Source organism: Nonomuraea sp. NPDC003214, assembly GCF_053590035.1.
On record NZ_JBSFSX010000009.1, the window covers coordinates 343,634 to 359,960 of the forward strand.

At 72.1% G+C, this 16,327-nt stretch carries 16 protein-coding genes; 6 read left to right on the top strand and 10 right to left on the bottom strand.

Annotated features, from left to right (window positions below; genetic code table 11):
• Window position 1: 1 nt before the first annotated feature.
• The 3 genes from ACWDXC_RS29505 to ACWDXC_RS29515 form a co-directional block, all read right to left on the bottom strand.
• Window positions 2–1,354, bottom strand: coding sequence for a TrkH family potassium uptake protein (locus tag ACWDXC_RS29505; protein WP_449987020.1), 1,353 nt, complete (start codon window positions 1,352–1,354; stop codon window positions 2–4).
• A gap of 52 nt (window positions 1,355–1,406) precedes the next feature.
• Complete coding sequence (locus ACWDXC_RS29510) at window positions 1,407–2,387, bottom strand: trypsin-like serine peptidase (RefSeq protein ID WP_449987022.1); 981 nt, start codon at window positions 2,385–2,387, stop codon at window positions 1,407–1,409.
• Between the two features lie 87 nt (window positions 2,388–2,474).
• Complete coding sequence (locus ACWDXC_RS29515) at window positions 2,475–2,744, bottom strand: DUF1330 domain-containing protein (protein ID WP_449987024.1); 270 nt, start codon at window positions 2,742–2,744, stop codon at window positions 2,475–2,477.
• A gap of 179 nt (window positions 2,745–2,923) precedes the next feature.
• On the opposite strand from ACWDXC_RS29515, the gene ACWDXC_RS29520 reads away from it, so the two are divergent.
• Window positions 2,924–4,099: a serine hydrolase domain-containing protein gene (locus ACWDXC_RS29520; RefSeq protein ID WP_357583369.1), complete on the top strand. Its 1,176-nt coding sequence runs from the start codon at window positions 2,924–2,926 to the stop codon at window positions 4,097–4,099.
• Window positions 4,100–4,111: 12 nt separating this feature from the next.
• On the opposite strand, the gene ACWDXC_RS29525 is transcribed toward ACWDXC_RS29520, so the two are convergent.
• The 3 genes from ACWDXC_RS29525 to ACWDXC_RS29535 form a co-directional block, all read right to left on the bottom strand.
• Window positions 4,112–4,360 carry a hypothetical protein gene (locus ACWDXC_RS29525; RefSeq protein ID WP_219518054.1) on the bottom strand — a complete coding sequence of 83 codons (249 nt, stop codon included), beginning with the start codon at window positions 4,358–4,360 and terminating at the stop codon, window positions 4,112–4,114.
• Window positions 4,361–4,451: 91 nt separating this feature from the next.
• Window positions 4,452–4,994, bottom strand: a complete 543-nt coding sequence (locus ACWDXC_RS29530) for a hypothetical protein (protein ID WP_449987026.1) — start codon at window positions 4,992–4,994, stop codon at window positions 4,452–4,454.
• Window positions 4,995–5,150: 156 nt separating this feature from the next.
• A complete protein-coding gene (locus tag ACWDXC_RS29535; RefSeq protein ID WP_449987028.1) occupies window positions 5,151–5,666 on the bottom strand; it encodes a hypothetical protein in 516 nt (171 codons plus the stop codon).
• Window positions 5,667–5,753: 87 nt separating this feature from the next.
• On the opposite strand from ACWDXC_RS29535, the gene ACWDXC_RS29540 reads away from it, so the two are divergent.
• The gene (locus ACWDXC_RS29540) at window positions 5,754–6,428 is read left to right on the top strand and encodes a TetR/AcrR family transcriptional regulator (RefSeq protein ID WP_449987030.1); all 675 of its coding nucleotides are present in this window, start codon (window positions 5,754–5,756) and stop codon (window positions 6,426–6,428) included.
• A 202-nt stretch (window positions 6,429–6,630) separates the two neighbouring features.
• Here ACWDXC_RS29540 and ACWDXC_RS29545 read toward each other — a convergent pair whose 3' ends face one another.
• Both ACWDXC_RS29545 and ACWDXC_RS29550 read right to left on the bottom strand, forming a co-directional pair.
• Window positions 6,631–7,197 carry a hypothetical protein gene (locus ACWDXC_RS29545; protein ID WP_449987031.1) on the bottom strand — a complete coding sequence of 189 codons (567 nt, stop codon included), beginning with the start codon at window positions 7,195–7,197 and terminating at the stop codon, window positions 6,631–6,633.
• Window positions 7,198–7,211: 14 nt separating this feature from the next.
• Window positions 7,212–7,766, bottom strand: coding sequence for a DUF5709 domain-containing protein (locus ACWDXC_RS29550; RefSeq protein ID WP_449987033.1), 555 nt, complete (start codon window positions 7,764–7,766; stop codon window positions 7,212–7,214).
• Window positions 7,767–7,955: 189 nt separating this feature from the next.
• Here ACWDXC_RS29550 and ACWDXC_RS29555 point away from each other — a divergent pair, with 189 nt between their 5' ends.
• The 4 genes from ACWDXC_RS29555 to ACWDXC_RS29570 all read left to right on the top strand — a co-directional run bounded on the left by ACWDXC_RS29555 (window position 7,956) and on the right by ACWDXC_RS29570 (window position 11,697).
• Window positions 7,956–8,495, top strand: coding sequence for a toxin-antitoxin system HicB family antitoxin (locus ACWDXC_RS29555; protein WP_219518061.1), 540 nt, complete (start codon window positions 7,956–7,958; stop codon window positions 8,493–8,495).
• 44 nt (window positions 8,496–8,539) lie between these two features.
• Entirely contained in the window at window positions 8,540–9,376 is an 837-nt protein-coding gene (locus ACWDXC_RS29560) for a DUF4097 family beta strand repeat-containing protein (protein ID WP_449987035.1), read from the top strand.
• 576 nt (window positions 9,377–9,952) lie between these two features.
• The gene (locus ACWDXC_RS29565; RefSeq protein ID WP_219518064.1) at window positions 9,953–10,897 is read left to right on the top strand and encodes an ATP-binding cassette domain-containing protein; all 945 of its coding nucleotides are present in this window, start codon (window positions 9,953–9,955) and stop codon (window positions 10,895–10,897) included.
• Complete coding sequence (locus tag ACWDXC_RS29570; protein WP_449987038.1) at window positions 10,894–11,697, top strand: ABC transporter permease; 804 nt, start codon at window positions 10,894–10,896, stop codon at window positions 11,695–11,697. The genes ACWDXC_RS29565 and ACWDXC_RS29570 overlap by 4 nt, the downstream gene beginning before the upstream one ends.
• Window positions 11,698–12,121: 424 nt before the next feature.
• On the opposite strand, the gene ACWDXC_RS29575 is transcribed toward ACWDXC_RS29570, so the two are convergent.
• Window positions 12,122–12,790, bottom strand: a complete 669-nt coding sequence (locus tag ACWDXC_RS29575) for a response regulator (protein WP_449987040.1) — start codon at window positions 12,788–12,790, stop codon at window positions 12,122–12,124.
• 447 nt (window positions 12,791–13,237) lie between these two features.
• The gene (locus ACWDXC_RS29580; protein WP_449987042.1) at window positions 13,238–16,228 is read right to left on the bottom strand and encodes a BTAD domain-containing putative transcriptional regulator; all 2,991 of its coding nucleotides are present in this window, start codon (window positions 16,226–16,228) and stop codon (window positions 13,238–13,240) included.
• Window positions 16,229–16,327: the final 99 nt, after the last annotated feature.

A 16,327-nucleotide genomic window follows, 5' to 3' on the forward strand; every position in this document is an offset into this window, starting at 1 on the left:
GTCAGCCGACGATCATCTTCTCGTCCGGAAGCTGGTAGTGGCGGGTGTGCTCCTTGAGCGCCAGCGCCGAGCCGAGCGTGAGCGGCCCGGTCCTGCCGACGAACATGAGCACCACCAGCAGCAGTTGCCCCGCCACTCCGACCTGCGCGGTGATCCCCGTGGACAGCCCCGTGGTGCCGAACGCCGAGACGACCTCGAACAGCACCCGGTCCAGGCTGAACGGGGTCAGCACCAGCAGCACGTAGGTGGAGACCGCCACCAGTGCCACGCCGATGAGGCTGATCGAGACCGCCTGGCGCTGCACCGACTCCGGCAGCCGGCGGTTGCCCACGTGCACCGAGTGCTCGCCGCGCATCTCCGCCCAGATGACGAACGCCAGCAGCCCGAACGTGGTCACCTTGATCCCGCCGGCCGTGCCCGCGCTGCCGCCGCCGACGAACATCAGCAGGTCGGTGACCAGCCAGCTCGACGGATACATGGCCGAGATGTCCAGGCTGTTGAATCCGGCGGTGCGCGGCATCACGGCGGCGAAGAACGCGGCCAGCACCTTGCCGGGGTCGTCCAGCCCGCCCAGCGTGCGCGGGTTGCGCCACTCGGTGGCCAGGAACACCAGCGTGCCCCCGACCAGCAGGATCACGGTCACCCACACGGTGATCCTGGTCAGCACCGACCACCGGCCGGGATGCCGCCAATCGCGCAGCAGCTCGAACCAGACCGGGAAGCCGAGCCCGCCCACGATCACCGAGACCGCGATGGTCAGGCTCACCCACGGATCGGTGACGAACCCCATCAGGTTGTCGGCCCACAGCGCGAACCCGGCATTGTTGAACGACGACACCGCGTGGAAGACGCCCAGGTAGACCGCCCTGCCGAACGGCTCGCCGTAGCCGATCAGGAAGCGGCCGGTCAGCACCACGGCCACGACCGCCTCACAGGCCAGGCTGAACAGCACCACCTTGCGCACCACCGTGCGCACGTCCGTCATCCGCAGCGTCTTCGTCTCGGCCTGCGCGAACAGCCGGGCCCGCAGCCCGAGCCGCCCGGACAGCAGCACCGTGAACAGCGTGGCCAGCGTCATGATCCCGAGCCCGCCGGCCTGGATCAGCAGCGCGATCACCACTTCGCCGAACGCCGACCAGTGCGACGCCGTGTCGACCACGGCCAGCCCGGTCACGCACGCCGCCGACGTGGCGGTGAACAGCGCCGTCACCCAGTCCGTCGACTCCCCGGACTCCGCGGCCACAGGCAGCATCAGCAGGCCGGTGCCCAGCAGCACCACCGCCGCGAACCCGGTCACGATCACCTGCGCGGGGTGCTGGAACCTTTCGAGCAGGGCCGGCGCCCTCGTTCTCACCGCTTCTCCCTCTTCCGGCCGGGTTCACGGTACAGCAGCCGGAAAACGGAGCTCAGGTCGCGTCGGTCCGCTGCGCCGCCTGGTAGACGGCCATCGCCTCGTTGCCGAAGAACGGGCCGAACATGAAGTCGGGCGCGAAGTCGTACTTGAAGCTGTTGACCGAGGTCACCCAGCCGAGGCCGGTGGAGTCGTCGAAGCCCTGCAGCCACGGGCCGCCGCTCGAACCGCCGGTCATGCGGCAGCGCAGCCCGAGGTCCCGCGTCATGACGCTGTCGTCGAACGCGCGGCCGCTGCAGAAGATCAGCGACGAGCCGTCGAACGGCTCCGCCGCCGGGAACCCGTACGAGAACATCTGCTGCCGTCTGGCCTGGTTGAACGCCACGCCCTGGCCGCCCACCACGTCGGTCAGCGTCCGGCCCTGCAACGGCGCGACCACGGCGGCGGCCACGTCGAAGTTGATGTCCTCGCGGGCGTTCCACTGCTGGGTGGTCAGCAGGCGGCTCGCCACCCAGGCGCCGAACGGCGCGCGGCCGTTGGCGAAGCCGGGGACGAACACCCAGTTGCGGTGGAAGGCGCCGTTCAGCTTGACGCAGTGCCCGGCGGTCATCACCACGCTCTCGTTCGCGCTGGTCACGGCGGTGCCGGAGCAGGAGGAGTTCTGGCCTTCCGCGGTGGTGAAGAAGACGCGCCCGGTGGTGCGGACGATGGCGCCGCCGTCGGTCCACCGCAGGCCGGGGCTGTTGGCCAGCTCGGCGGCCGACCGGGTGAACGAGGTGCCGCGCGTCGCCCACGGGTTGCCGCGCGTCGGCCGGTCGGAGCGGGCGGTGCGGCGCGGCTCGGGCGACGACAGCGGCCGAGCCGCGCGCAGGCGCTGCGGCGTCCAGTATTGCAGCACGGTCCTGCGCTCCGGCCAGGAGTCCGTGGCGGACCACCGGACCGGGCCCGGGTCGTGCGCGGTCGTGGCCTGCGCGGCGGCCGGGGCGGCCGTCAGGGTGAGCGTGAGGGCGGCGAGCAGGGCGACTCTGCGGGGCATGACGTACCTCCAGATAACCGGGATCTGCCGTCTGGAGGTACGCAACGGGAGGCGCGAAACGCTCAAAGCATGCGCATACGGGTATGGCTACTGCCGTAGCGCCGCCGCGGTCTTCGCCGGGTCGTAGTCCGGCCCGACCCCCTCCACCAGGAGCGCCGCGCCGTCGATGTGATCGGTGCGCAGATGCAGGATCTCCTGGTAGGCGGGCGAGTCGTACCAGCCCCTGGCGGCGTCCAGGTCGGGGAAGCCGATGATCACGATCGTCCCCGGCCAGTCGCCCTCGCGCACCTCCACCTGCGCCCCGTGCACCAGGAACCGCCCGCCGAACGGGTCGAGCGTCGCCTGGATGCGCTCCATTTACTCCAGCACGTCGGGGTGCGGGTTCGGCGTCTTCAGATGCGCCACGGCGTAAGCGGTCATCGTGTCCTCCCGGGTTCCGGTTGTCGCCCCAAGAATCCGCGACAGGAGGGAAGCGCCACAATTACGTGCCAGGTAAGCGGTCGTTTGTCCGCAGGTCACCGGGGTAGCCGGAGCCCGTGGCCGGTATCCGGGGGATCTGCCACCCGCGCTTCACCTCGGTGCGGGACCGCTTCGCGGACAACTTCGCCGAGGGGCGGGAACTGGGCGCGTCCCTCTGCGTCTACCAGCACGGCGAGCCCGTCGTGGACCTGTGGGGCGGGCTGGCCGCCGAGGACCGGCCGTGGCGGCAGGACACGCTCGCGCTCCTGGCCTCGACCACCAAGGGGATGGCGGTCGCGGCCCTCCTGCTGCTGGTCGACCGGGGGATCCTCGACCTCGACACGCCGGTGGCCGACTACTGGCCGGAGTTCGCCGCCGAAGGCAAGGGCGCGATGCCGCTGCGCTGGATCCTGGGCCACCGCTCCGGCGTCGTGGTCATCGACCCGCCGCTGACCCTGGACGACATCGAACGCGGCAGCCCGGTCGCCGACGCGCTCGCCTGCGCCAGACCCGCCTGGCGGCCGGGCAGCGCCCACGGCTACCACTGCCTCACGCTGGGCTGGCTGGTCAGCGAGGTCGTCCGCCGCGTCACCGGCCTCACCGTGGGACGGCTGTTCGCCCGGGAGATCGCCGCGCCGCTCGGCCTCGACCTGCACATCGGCATCCCCGCCCACCAGGAGGGACGGCTCGCGAGCGTGGTCGCCCCGACGGCCGGCGAGGTGCGCAACGGCCGGGCCGACCCCGAGCTCCACGAGCTCAACCGGGCGATCTGCTCGCCGGCCTCCCTGCTGCACCGCGCCACCTACGGCAGCGTGGTCCTCACCCCCGAGCTGCTCGGCGGCTCACGCCTGTATCGGGCCGAGGTGCCCTCCGCCTGCGGCGTCGGCACCGCGGCCGGCCTGGCCAGGCTGTACGCGGCCCTCATCGGCGAGGTGGACGGCATCAGGCTGCTGCGCCCGGAGACCGCCGCCCGCGCCCGCGCGGTCGAGGCCCGGGGGCGCGACCTGGTCCTGCGGCTGGAGACGGCCTACAGCGCCGGGTTCATGCTGCCCGGCGGGCCGATGTGGCCGCCGTTCGGGGCGCCCAACGCCTTCGGGTACGCCGGCGCGACGGGCGCGTTCGCCTTCGCCGACCCGGACACCGGCCTGGCCTTCGCGTACGTGCCCAACCGCATGTCGGAGCTGATCGAGGGCAGCGACGGCCGCGTGTGGCCGCTGATGCGGGAGAGCCACCGCTGCGCGCGCGGCGGTTGACCCTGTCCGGGGTTAACCGGCCAGGTCCCTGGCGACGTTGTCGAGCCGGGTGGCCACCTCGTCGAGCTGCTCGTCGGTGACCGTGTCGCCGGGAAGCAGCCCTGCCACGTCCGCCCGCCGGGCGATCACCAGGCTGCGATGGGTGTCGTCCACCTGGGCCGCCGGCATGACCAGGCAGTCGCCCCGGACGAAGACCAGGACCGTGTCGGGGTCCGGCGCGTCCAGCAGCCGCCGTACACACTCTCGGTTGACAAGGAGCATCGTGCGGTCCTCCGCGTTCCGTTTCGTGGGGGCTTCTGAGCGCGTACCCGGATCGTCCACCCGGTCACCTGGTCAACGCGGAAAGACCACGTCAGGAGAAGTACGCGTCGGCCGACGGGGTGGAGAGCAGGATGATGACGAGGACCGAGCCCAGCGTCGCCAGCCCGAAGCGCACCAGGACGAGCGGGCGGAGCCAGGACGGGAAGCCGCCGCTCGCGGCGGCGATCACGGCACGGGCGTCGATCTCCCGCACGGCGGGGTCGCCCGACCTCGCGAACGCGGCCTCGGTGTAGCGGACGGCGAACACCTGACTCGCGGTGACGAAGCCGACCGCGAGAAAGATGACCGGTTCGAGAACCCAGGACAGGACGCGGCCCGCCCCCGTGAGGTTGAGCCCGGCCAGGACGGTCACCACGACGGCGATGCCCAGCGCGAGCGCGAGCTCCGGCGCCCGCTCCTCGAACCTGATGCCGTGCCGGGCCAGGACGTCGGGCGCGTGGCCCTGCCTGGCGGCCTCGGCCTCGGCCGCGCGCTGGGCCCGGCCGCCGGTGCGCCAGGCGGCCACCGGTATGACGACGAAGGTGGCGGCCAGCAGGAGTTGCAGCGTGGCGGCAAGAGCGACGGTAACCGGCATGACGACTCACTCACTCGATCGGATCATTCACTTGCTCGGGGTCGTTCACTTGCGCAGGCTCGTTCACTTGCTCGGGGTCGTCTATTTGCTCTGGCTCGTTCACTTGCGCAGGGTCGTTCGCTTAATCGGGATCGTTCGCTTGATCGGGTCGCCGGCTCAGACGGCGACCAGGACGAGGCCGAGGATCGAGGCGCCGAACACGACGACGTGACGGACGTTCTGCAGGGTCCACGTCCAGGCGGGGAAGCCGTCCTCGGCGGCCTTGAGCAGGGCGGCGACGTCGATCCTGGCCAGCATCGGGTCACCCTTGCGCTGGAAGGCCGCGCGTACCGACTTCTCGGCCGTGAGCTGGCTGTAGAGGATGACGCAGTTCCCGACGAGGACGAGCGACTGGAAGATCCACGTCAGCGTCGGGGCCCAGGCGTGGCCGAACAGGTTGAGCCCCGCCACCACCGCCATGATCGCGGCGACCGTGGCGGGGACGGCGGTCTCGTGGCCGCCGGCGTCGAAGCGCATGCCGTTCTCGTGGAGGACGGTGGTGCGCACGCCCTGGCGCTGGAGCTCGGCCTGCGCGCGGGCCATCGCGGTGGCCCCGTAGCGGTGCCGGACCATCGGGATGCTCACGAAGGCGGCGGCGACGAGCAGCTGGCTAATGGCGATGACGGTGTTCACGGGGGCTCCTCGGGTCGGACTTGAACTAAGTGCAAGAGCACTGTAACCGGCTGCTTGAACTAAGTGCAAGTCCAGTATCGTGGCCGCATGCCGCGCGACACCCTGACCAAGGAACAGATCGTCGAGACCGCGATCGAGCTGCTGGACGAGGAGGGCCTCGACGGCCTCAACATGCGCAACCTCGGCAAACGCCTCGGCTCCGCCGCCACGGCCGTCTACTGGCACGTACAGAGCAAGGACAACCTGATCCTGCTCGTCGGCGACCGCGTCTGGGACGAGATCGCGCTGCCCGACGTCGACGCCGTCGGCTGGCGCGCCGCCGCCACCGAGCTCGCCACCGGCCTGCACGACATGCTCAGCCGGCACCCGTGGCTCGTCCAGGCGTTCGGGTCGCACCTGTTCTACGGGGTGAGCAAGGCCCGCTACGACGAATGCAGCCTCGCCGTCTACGAGAAAGGCGGCTTCACCGGCGCGCACGCCGACCGGGCGGCCGGCGCCGTCTTCACATTCGTCCTCGGCTGCGTGCTCGGCGTGGCCGCGCAGGCGTCCCTCACCCGCCGCCTCGCCCGCGACGGCGGCGACGCCGCGGCGGCCTTCCAGGAGACACTGGGCAAGGCCGCCGAGATCGCCAAACAGTTCCCCCGGCTACGCAGCCGAGTCGAAGCCCCCACCCCCACCGACTACGCGACGGCCCCGGTCCAGACCTTCGAATTCGGCCTGGAAGCCCTCCTCAACGGCCTGGAATCCCAGCGCCCTACCTGACCCACCCCGCTCCGGAGCAGCCCGAACGGCAACACCAACCCCCCACGCCCAGCCCCGTACGGTCGGCGCCAGCCGCGTACGGTGGGCATCCAACTGCGGTCAGTCGGCGTCAACCGTCCCCGATGTGACCCGTTCGGGTGGCGCGAGACCCCTCATGCGGTCGGCACGGCCTCCCAACCAGCGGGCATGTGACGGTCGGCTGTCATGGTCGGTCCACGTAGCCGGTGCCTTCCCCGGGCAGGTAGCCGCCGTCGTCGGCGTCGGTGCGACCGGAACCGGCGTCAGGGTCGTCCTCGTCCGAGGGCACCCAGTCGACCGCCGCGCCCACGTGCCCGCCGTCCGGCTCGGCGGCCGGGGTCTCGTCCTCGCCTTCGTCGATCATGCCGTGCTCGGCCTCGTCCACCGGCCCCTGCACACGGAAGCCGGGGTCACCGCCCTCGCCCTGCGGCTCCACGGCGTCGGGCGGCATCGGGTGCGGGCTCGGCCCCAGCGTCTCGACGTGGCCTTCGACCTCGTCCGTACGGCTGGCGACCGCCTTCTCGTCGGAGCCCGCCGTCACCGGCCACTCGTCGTCGCGGCCGGTCACGTACCCCATGGGCTCGGCATAGCCGCTGGAAGGCTCGGCGTCGTCGCCCGGCTTGCCCGGGTTCGCGTTCGAGCCGCGGATCGAGGCCGGGCCGATGTCGCCGCCCATGTTGTGCAGGTCGGCATCGAACGTGGTGCCCTTGTCCTGTTCGCGCCGCTTGTCGCGGTCCTTCTTGTCCGTCATGTGGCCCACCTCCCTTACTCGGGCTCCACCCGCATGGCCGACTCCTCCGCCGAGTAGCCGCCGCTGTCGGGACCGACCTCCCGCGCCACCTCGTCGGACTCGATGTCGCCGTGCGCCCCCTCGTCGGGCGCGACCAGCCGACCGGCCCGCCGCGGGTCGTCCCACACCTGGCCCGAAGGCTCCTCCGGCTGTGCCGGCCAGCCCTCCTCGACCCCGCTGTCCGCCTCCCGGTCGGTGTCGAGATCCGAGCCGACACCCAGCCCCGACTCGTCGGTGACCCGATCGGTCCCGGCATCGCCACCGCCATCGCGGCCCCGTGGCTCGTCCGCGCCGAACACCGGCTGGTCCTCGGGCACCTCCCGCTCCAGCCGGCCGTCCAGCGGCTCGCCCTGGATCTGCTCGTCGACCGTGGTGCCGTAGTCGTCGACGGCGATCGGCTCGTCGCCGGGCAGCGGCGCCTCCTGTGGATCGACCGCCCACTGCTGCTCGGGCGTGCCGTCCTGGAGGTCCGGGATGCCCTCGTCCTCGAAGCGGGATCGAGGGTCGTGCTCTGGCGTGTGTTCCCCCACGATGGTCCTCCCCTGTTCAGGCCCTCACCGCCCGCTGCCCAGCCGGTCCGCCGCATAACGACTCCTCGGTGCTCATGGCCGGTCCGGCCTCCCCGAAATACCGGACGCGACCCCGCGCCGACCCCATGACGCCCTCATGATGTCACAACCCCGCTTGCGTTGACGCCATCATGGCGTCATCATGGCGTCATGAATCTCACGCCCTTCGTCGACCAACTCCGCAGAGAGCTGGCGGTCGCCGCGGAGGCCGGCGGCCCCGAGGCCCGCGAGCTGGCCGAGCGACTCACCGCACCGCTCGAATCAGCCGTCCGGCTCACCCTGCTCGACGCGCTGTCCACCGCCGCGGGCGAGATCACGCGCGACCTCGCCCCGGGTTCGGTCGACGTACGCCTGCGCGGGCGCGACGCCGACTTCGTCGTGCGGCCGGCGCACACCCCACCTGCCCCCGCGTCCCCGCAGAGCACGCTGCGCTCCGCACTCGCCGGCGCGGTGGAGGTCGCGATGGGCGTACGCGCCCCGGTCCCCGACGCCGACGAGGGCGGCACGTCACGGATCTCCCTGCGCGTGCCCGAGCACCTCAAGTCGCGCATCGAGGAGGCGGCCGGCCACGACGGGCTCTCGGTCAACGCCTGGCTCGTCCGCGCCATCTCCGCAGCGCTGGAGCCCGGCGAGGCGGTCAGGTCCGACGATCCGCCGGGCGGCCGGCACTACACCGGCTGGGTGAGCTAGCCGGCCTGTCCCATCCGACCACCCCATCCGTGAGGCCACCCAGCATGCCGACTTTCGACACTCCCGCTCCGATCCTGGCCACCGTCGACCTCCACATGGCCGACGTCCGCATCCACGCGACCGACCGTGCCGACACCGTCGTACGCATCCGGCCCGCCCACCACGACACCAGTGACCAGGTCGAGATCGACTACTCCCGAGGCAGACTCCTGGTGCGCTCGCCGCCCGCCACGTTCCGCTGGCTGCTGTGGGGCGGCGAGTCGATCGACGTGGAGATCGAGCTGCCGACGGGCTCCCGCGCCGAGGTCAAGACCACCGGCGAGCTCCGGTGCGAGGGCCGCCTCGGCGACTGCCGGTTCCAGAGCGCCGACGGCGACGTCTGGCTCGACGAGACCGGCAGACTGCAGGTTCACGCCGGAAACGGTGACATCACCGTGGCCAGGTCCGGTCCCGCCGACATCACCGCCGACAACGGCGGCATCCGCATCAACCGGCTCGACGGCGCTGCGACCATCAAGACCGCACACGGCGACATCACGCTCGGCGAAGTGACCGGCGACCTGCGCATGAAGACCGCCCACGGCGACATCACCGTGGACCGCGCCCTCTCGGACGTCGCCGCCAAGACAGCCACCGGCAACGTCCGCATCGGCGAAGTGGTGCGCGGCCAGATCAGCCTGGAAACCGCCTCGGGCGCCGTCGAAGCCGGCATCCGCGCAGGCACCGCCGCCTACCTCGACGTCCGAACCGACTACGGCAACGCACACATCGGCCTCACCCCCACCAGCGGCCCCGGACAGGCCGACGAAACCGCCGAACTCCGCGCCCACACGGCCTACGGCGACATACACATCCGCCGAGCCACCCCAACCCCCCACTAACCCCATGCCGCACCCCCCACGGCTCCCACCAGAGACCGCCCCGCCCGCCCACATAACCCCCCGTCCCGGCACCGCTCACCGCAGCGCCGCCACTCCACTTTCCTCGGCAACGCCCAGGTCCCGGCAACGCCCAGGTCCCTGCACCCGTCACCGCCCCAGCCCACCCATCCCGGTGTCCCTCGACAACCTCCCATGTCCCCCCACTCGCCACCCCTCAGCCTCCGCCCCAGCCCCCAGTCCCAGCCCCCCACCCCAGCCCCCACCCCAGCCCTCACCCCAGCCCCAGCCCCCACCGCAGCCTCACGCCCGCCCCAGCCCCAGCCCTCGCCCCCGTCTCAGCCCCAGCCCCGTGCTCTCCGAACCCGGCGATCTCCGAACCCCGCGATCTTCGAGCCTCGGAGGGGCCGTCCCTCGAAGGTTCCAAGCTCCGCGACCTCCAAGCTCGGCGACACAGAGGGTCCCGGTAGGCGTCAAGCCGGGTCCGGGTCCGGGGCCGGAGGCTGTGCCCGAAATCGCAACGAACCGAAAAGAAGGCAGACCCAGAGGTGGGCCGCGCTGACCGGAAGGAGAAGACCCATGCCCCCCGCGATCATGGCTGAAGGCCTGGTCAAGAAGTACGGCGACGTGGCCGCCCTGGACGGCCTGGACCTGGCGGTGCCCGAGGGCACGGTGCTGGGCCTGCTCGGCCCCAACGGGGCAGGCAAGACGACGACCGTGCGCATTCTCACCACGCTGCTCAAACCGGACGCCGGCCGCGCGTCGGTCGCCGGGTTCGATGTCGTGCGTGACGCCGACAAGCTGCGGTCCCACATCGGCGCGTCCGGTCAGTACGCCGCCGTCGACGACCATCTGACCGGCGCCGAGAACCTGGAGATGGTCGGCAGGCTCTACCACCTCGGCACGAAACGCAGCAAAGCCCGCGCCCGTGAGCTGCTCGAACGCTTCGACCTCACCGAGGCGGCCGACCGCCCCGTGCAGGGCTACTCGGGAGGCATGCGCCGCCGGCTCGACCTCGCCGGGGCGCTGGTGGCGAGCCCGCCGGTGCTGTTCCTCGACGAGCCGACCACCGGTCTCGACCCCAGGGCCCGCGCCGGTCTCTGGGACGTCATCGCCGAGCTGGTCGCCGCCGGCACCACGCTCCTGCTCACTACCCAGTACATGGAGGAGGCCGACCGGCTCGCCCACCGCATCGCGGTCGTCGACCACGGCCGGGTGATCGCCCTCGGCACGGCCGACGAGCTCAAGGACCAGGTCGGCGGCGACCGTGTCGAGCTCACCGCGACGAGCACCGCCGACCTCGCCACCATCGAACGCGTGCTCGCCCCGCACGCCGTCACCGACGACACCGCGCTGCGGGTGACCCTCCCGGCGTTCCGCGGCGCCGCGTCGCTCAACGACGCCCTGTCCAAGCTGGCCGCCGAAGGCGTCGCCGTGCGTGACGCCGGTCTGCGCCGTCCCACGCTGGACGACGTGTTCCTCACCCTCACCGGGCACGAGACGACGAAGGAACCCAGCCGATGAACTCCCTCCAGATGGCAGTCGCCGACGGCCTCACCATCACCAAGCGCAACGCACTCAAGATCCGGCGCGCGCCCGACCTGCTCGGCGGCGTCGTCATGCTCCCGATCGTGCTCGTGCTGCTGTTCGCGTACGTGATCGGCAGCATGATCGAACTGCGCGGCATGTCCTACCGCGAGTACATGATCCCCGGGATCTTCGTCCAGGCGATCGTCACCAGCACCCAGATCACCGGCTACACGCTGACGCTCGACCTGCAGAAGGGCATCTTCGACCGGTTCCGCACGCTGCCGATGTCACCCTCGGCGGTCCTCGCCGGCCAGACCCTCAGCGACGTGCTGATGAACGTGACCAGCATCGCCGTCATGGCCGTGGTCGGGCTGCTGGTCGGGTGGCGGGTCCACTCGTCGCCGTACGAGGCCGCGCTGGGCTTCCTGATGCTGCTGCTGTTCTCGTACGCGTTCTCGTGGGTGACGGTGGCGGTCGCACTGACGCTGCGTACGCCCGAGTCGTTCAACAACATCGCCACCATGGTGTCGCTGCCGCTGGTCTTCCTCTCCAACGCCTTCGTGGACAGCTCCCGCCTGCCCGGGCCGCTGCAGGTCGTCGCCGAGTGGAACCCGGTCTCCACCATCATCCAGGGCGCCCGCGAGCTCTTCGGCAACACGAACGCGGCCATGCCCGTGCCTGACGCCTGGCCGCTCCAGCACGCGGTGCCGGCCTCGCTGCTGTGGTCGGTGCTGATCCTGGCCGTCTTCGTTCCCCTGTCCATCCGCCTGTACAAACGAGCCGTCAGCCGCTGAGCCGGGCGCCGAGCTCCAGCCGCTGAGCTCCGCCGCTGAGTTCCGTCGCTCGGGTGAACGGGAGGGTCTGTGGGTGCCGGGCCGGGCGGCGCACCGTGGGGGAGCTGGGCGTCTCAGTCGGGAGCGGCCCCGGTCAGGCGGCCGCCGGGACCGGGTGGCGCAGGGTGCCCTGGCCGGGGTGGCGCGGGCTGGGGCGGCCGGGGTTCAGGGGACGGGCGTGGGCGGGGTGTGCCGCGGGGTGGGGCGTACGAGGTCCCGGGGCGGGCATGGGCGGGTGCCCTGCCGGGTGGGTAGGGCGCCCGGCTGGTCGGGGCGGGGGCGTGGCTGGGGAGGTGCAGGGTGCCTGGCGAGGTGGGACGGGATGCCGCCGTGGCTGGGGCGGTGCGGGTGGCCGGGTGGTGGGGGCGGGGTGTTGGGGGTGGGGTTAGTCGAGGTTGAGGCGGTAGCCCATGCCGGGTTCGGTGATCAGGTGTACGGGGCGGGCGGGGTCGCGTTCCAGCTTCTTGCGCAGTTGGGCCATGTACTGGCGCAGGTAGTGCGATTCCTTGACGGCGCTGCTGCCCCAGACCTCGGTGAGCAGGTGCCGCTGGCTGACCAGTTTGCCGGGGTTGCGGGCCAGCAGTTCCAGCACGTGCCATTCCGTCGGGGTCAGCCGTACGCCGCCGGTGATGGTCTTGCCCGCGAGGTCCACCACGTGGTCGCCGATCCGCACCTGGGCCGGTTCCGTCCCGTGGGCGCCGGTGCGGCGGGTGACCGCGCGGATGCGGGCGAACAGCTCCTCCAGGTCGAACGGCTTGGTCACGTAGTCGTCGGCCCCGGCGTCCAGGGCTTCGATCTTGTCCAGGTTGTCGGCGCGGCCCGACAGCACCAGGATCGGCAGGCTCGTCCAGCCGCGCAGGCCGTGGATGACGTCCACGCCGTCGATATCGGGCAGACCCAGGTCGAGCAGCACCAGGTCGGGGTGCCAGTCGGCGGCCCGGCGCAACGCCGTGGCGCCGTCCGGGGCGGTGGCCACCTCGTAGTCGCGGGCGTGCAGGTTGATGCGCAGGGCCCGCAGGATCTGCGGTTCGTCATCGACCACCAGGACTTTCACGCCTGCTCCTCAGGGTGTACGTGCATCGTCACGGCCTCCTGGCCCCGGGGTGGGACAGGGGTGGCGGGATTGGCCTGTCCGGTCATGCGGGGTGCACTTGCTGCTGTCCTGGGCTCCGGTGTCACTCCCTCATGTTCGCCGACGGCCCGAGTATCCGGGGGTGGGGGGTGGGGTGGGGCTGGCCCCGTGAGGGCCGACCGAGTGAGGAGGGCTGGTCCAGTGGGGTGGCTGGTTCAGTGAGGAAGGGCTGATGCCCGTGAGGAGGGTCGTGTCCGTGAGGGGGTTGGTTCCCGTGAGGAGGTCGTGTCCGAGGGGGTTGCTCCCGTGAGGGGGTGAGGTCCCGTGAGGGGGCCCGTGAGAGGGCTGCTCCTGGTCCAGCGGTGGGTGGGTTGGGACGTAGCGGGCGGGATCGCGAAGAGAGGTACGTGAGGCAAGAGAGCGCAGGGGCTACGGCTTGTGAAATGGGGGGTTGAGCCAGTGGGTGCGCCAGGTGGGGAGTTCGGCGGCGTCGCGGGTGGGGAAGCGGGCGAAGAGGTCGGCGGCTTCGCGCCAGGCGCGTTCGGCGCGGGTGTGGTCGCCGAGCAGGGCGTGGGCTGCGCCGACGTCGCGCAGGGTGCGGCCCCGCCAGAGCAGGTGGCGTAGTTCGTCCCAGGTTTCGAGGGCGCGGCCGAGCCAGGAGAGGGCTTCGCGGGGCCGGCGGGCGGCGAGGCTGAGTTCGCCGAGGGTGCGCAGGCCGAGGCCGGTGCCGACGCGGTCGTGGAAGCGGGCGGTGGAGGCGACCACGGCGCGGAGCGGCGGTTCGGCCTCGGCGAGGCGGTTCTGGCGGATCCAGACCTTGGCCAGCGCCTGGGAGGTGTAGTTGGTGAGGACTTCGTCGCCGGTGTCGAGGATGATCCGGTGGGCCTGGGAGCAGAGGCGTTCGGCGTCGTCGAGCTCGCCGCGGGCCCGGTGGACGAGGCCGATGCCGCGCAGGGCGAGGGCTTCGCCGCGGCGGTGGCCGAGGGCGCGGTAGCGGGTGAGGGCGTCGCGGAGGCTGGAGACGGCCTGGGAGTCGTGGCCGAGTTCGCGGTTGGAGAAGCCGATGCCGTAGAGGGCGTGGGCGAGGCCTTCCTCGTCGCCGAGCGCGGTGAGGGCGGCGAGTGCCTGCTGCATGAGGGGGAGGGCGGTGTGGTGTTCGCCGACCTCGCGGTGGACGGTGCCGAGGCCGTTGAGGGCGACGGCGATGCCGCGTTCGTCGGCTTCGGCGCGGAAGAGGCGGAGCGCGGCGCGGAAGTGGCGTTCGGCCTCGTCGAAGTCGTCGCCGTTGTAGGCGAGCTGGCCGAGGCCGCATTCGACGACGGCTTCGGCCCGGCGGTTGCCTTTGGCGCGGGCGGCGGCGAGGGCGGCGGTGTGGGTGCGGCTCCAGCCGGCGAAGCGGTTGGAGCCGCCGAAGGAGGTGAAGATGAGCGTGTCGGCGAGGGCGCAGGCGAGGGTGTCGAGGCCGAGTTCGGCGGCGCGTTCGACGGCGACGATGAGCGCCGATTCGGCGGTGGGGAACCATTGGGCGGCGTCGTCGCAGGGAGGGGCGGGCGCGGTGTGGCCGAGGCGGGGCAGCGCGATGGGGAGCTGCTGGGTGAGCCCTTCGCAGAGGGCGAGCATCTTCTCCAGGGCCCGGGTGACGGCGGCGTGCAGGTCGGGTTCGGGCATGGTGGCGGCGGCCCGTTCCTTGGCGTACAGGCGGACGAGGTCGTGCATCCGGTAGCGGGTGCGGCCGTCGCCGGTGGGCAGGGGCTCGACGAGGCGCGCGTCGATGAGCTCTTCGACGATCTCCTCGGTCGCCTCCGGGCCGAGGTCGAGTAAGGACGCGGCGACGAGGAGGTCGAAGTCGGGCGGGTCGAAGTAACCGAGGAGGCAGAAGGCGCGCAGGGCGGGGGCGCCGACCTCGGCGCAGCTCGCGCTGATGCCGGCGCGTACGCCGAGGTCACCGATGGACAGCTCGTCGAGGCGGCGGCGTTCGTCGTCCAGCCGGTGCACGAGGCGGGCCAGCGACCAGTGCGGTTTGCGTTGCAGCCGGGCGCCGACGACGCGGATGGCGAGGGGGAGCCGGTCGCACTGGGCGACGAGGGTGCGGGCGGCGTCGGGTTCGGCGGCGACGCGTTCGGGGCCGACGATGGCGCGGAGCAGGTCGAGCGATTCGGGCTCGGTCATCTCGGCGAGTTCGACAACGGTGGCGCCGGGCAGCCCGTCGGGGCGGCGGCGGCTGGTCACGAGCACGGCGCAGGTGGCGCTGCCGGGCAGGAGGGGGCGGATCTGCGCGGTGTCGGCGGCGTCGTCGAGGACGACGAGGACGCGCCGGGAGGCGAGCGCCAGCCGGTAGAGCTCGATCTTGTCGTCGAGGGGCAGGCTCTCGTCGTGGCCTTCGACGCGGAGCAGGCGCAGCAGCCGGTCGAGCGCTTCGGCGGGGGTGACGGGCCTGGCCTGGGCGCCGCGCAGGGCGATGTGGAGCTGGCCGTCGGGATAGCGTTCCTGCAGCAGGTGGGCGGCGCGGACGGCGAGCGTGGACTTGCCGACGCCGCTGCGCCCGGAGATGTAGACGATCGGCAGCGCGGTGCCGGGCCGCTGGGCGCCTTCGGCGGCGGCCAGGACGCGGGCGAGCCCGGCGGAGGCGCCGGTGAAGTCGGTGATGTCGGGCGGGAGCTGGGAGAGGCGGCCGGGCGGCGGGCCGCCTCGGGGCGCGGTGTCCTGGCGGAGCAGCCCGGCGTGCACCTCGCGCAGCCAGGGGCTGGGGTCGACGCCGAGCTTGTCGCGGATGCGCTCGCTCGCGGCGGCGTAGGCGGCGAGGGCTTCGGCGTGCCGGCCGCTGTGGTGGAGGGCGCGCAGGTGCTGGCCGATCAGGCGTTCGGCGAGCGGGTGCTCGACGAGGAGCGGCGTCAGCGTGGCGATGACCTCGCCGCTCCTGCCCAGGCGCAGCGCGCTCTCGGCCCAGTCGGCGGCGATCGCGATCCGCTGCTGTTCGAGGTTCTGGCGGTAACGTTCGGCCCATTCGCCGGTGATGCCGGTCAGGGCGACGCCGCGCCACAGGCTCAGGGCCTCGCCGAGGAGTTCGGCCCGTTCCTCGCCGCCGGCGCGGGCGGCCCGTTCGGCGAGGGCGCGGGCGTGGCCGGCGTCGATCTGGCCGGGCGGGACGTGCAGCGTGTAGCCGCCGGGGCTGCGGACGAGTGAGACGTCCTCGATGCCGGCGAGCAGGGCGCGCAGGCGGGTCACGTACGCGTAGAGAGAGCTGCGGACGGAGGTCGGCGGCGCCTCGCCCCACACCCGGTCGATGAGGGTTTCCACGGTGACGAGCCGTCCGGCGTCGGCGACGAGCGCGGCCAGCACCGTGCGCTGTTTGATCGCCCCGGCCTGGCGGGCGGCGTCGCCCGGCTCGATCGTGACGGGACCGAGGATGCGGAAAATCACCGGGTCATCTCATCCTGCGCGCCGGATGGGGGCAAATCGGCGCTGCACTTTGTCCGATAGGCCGCGAAAGTAGCGCGTTTGCCGGTAATTAGGTCCTCC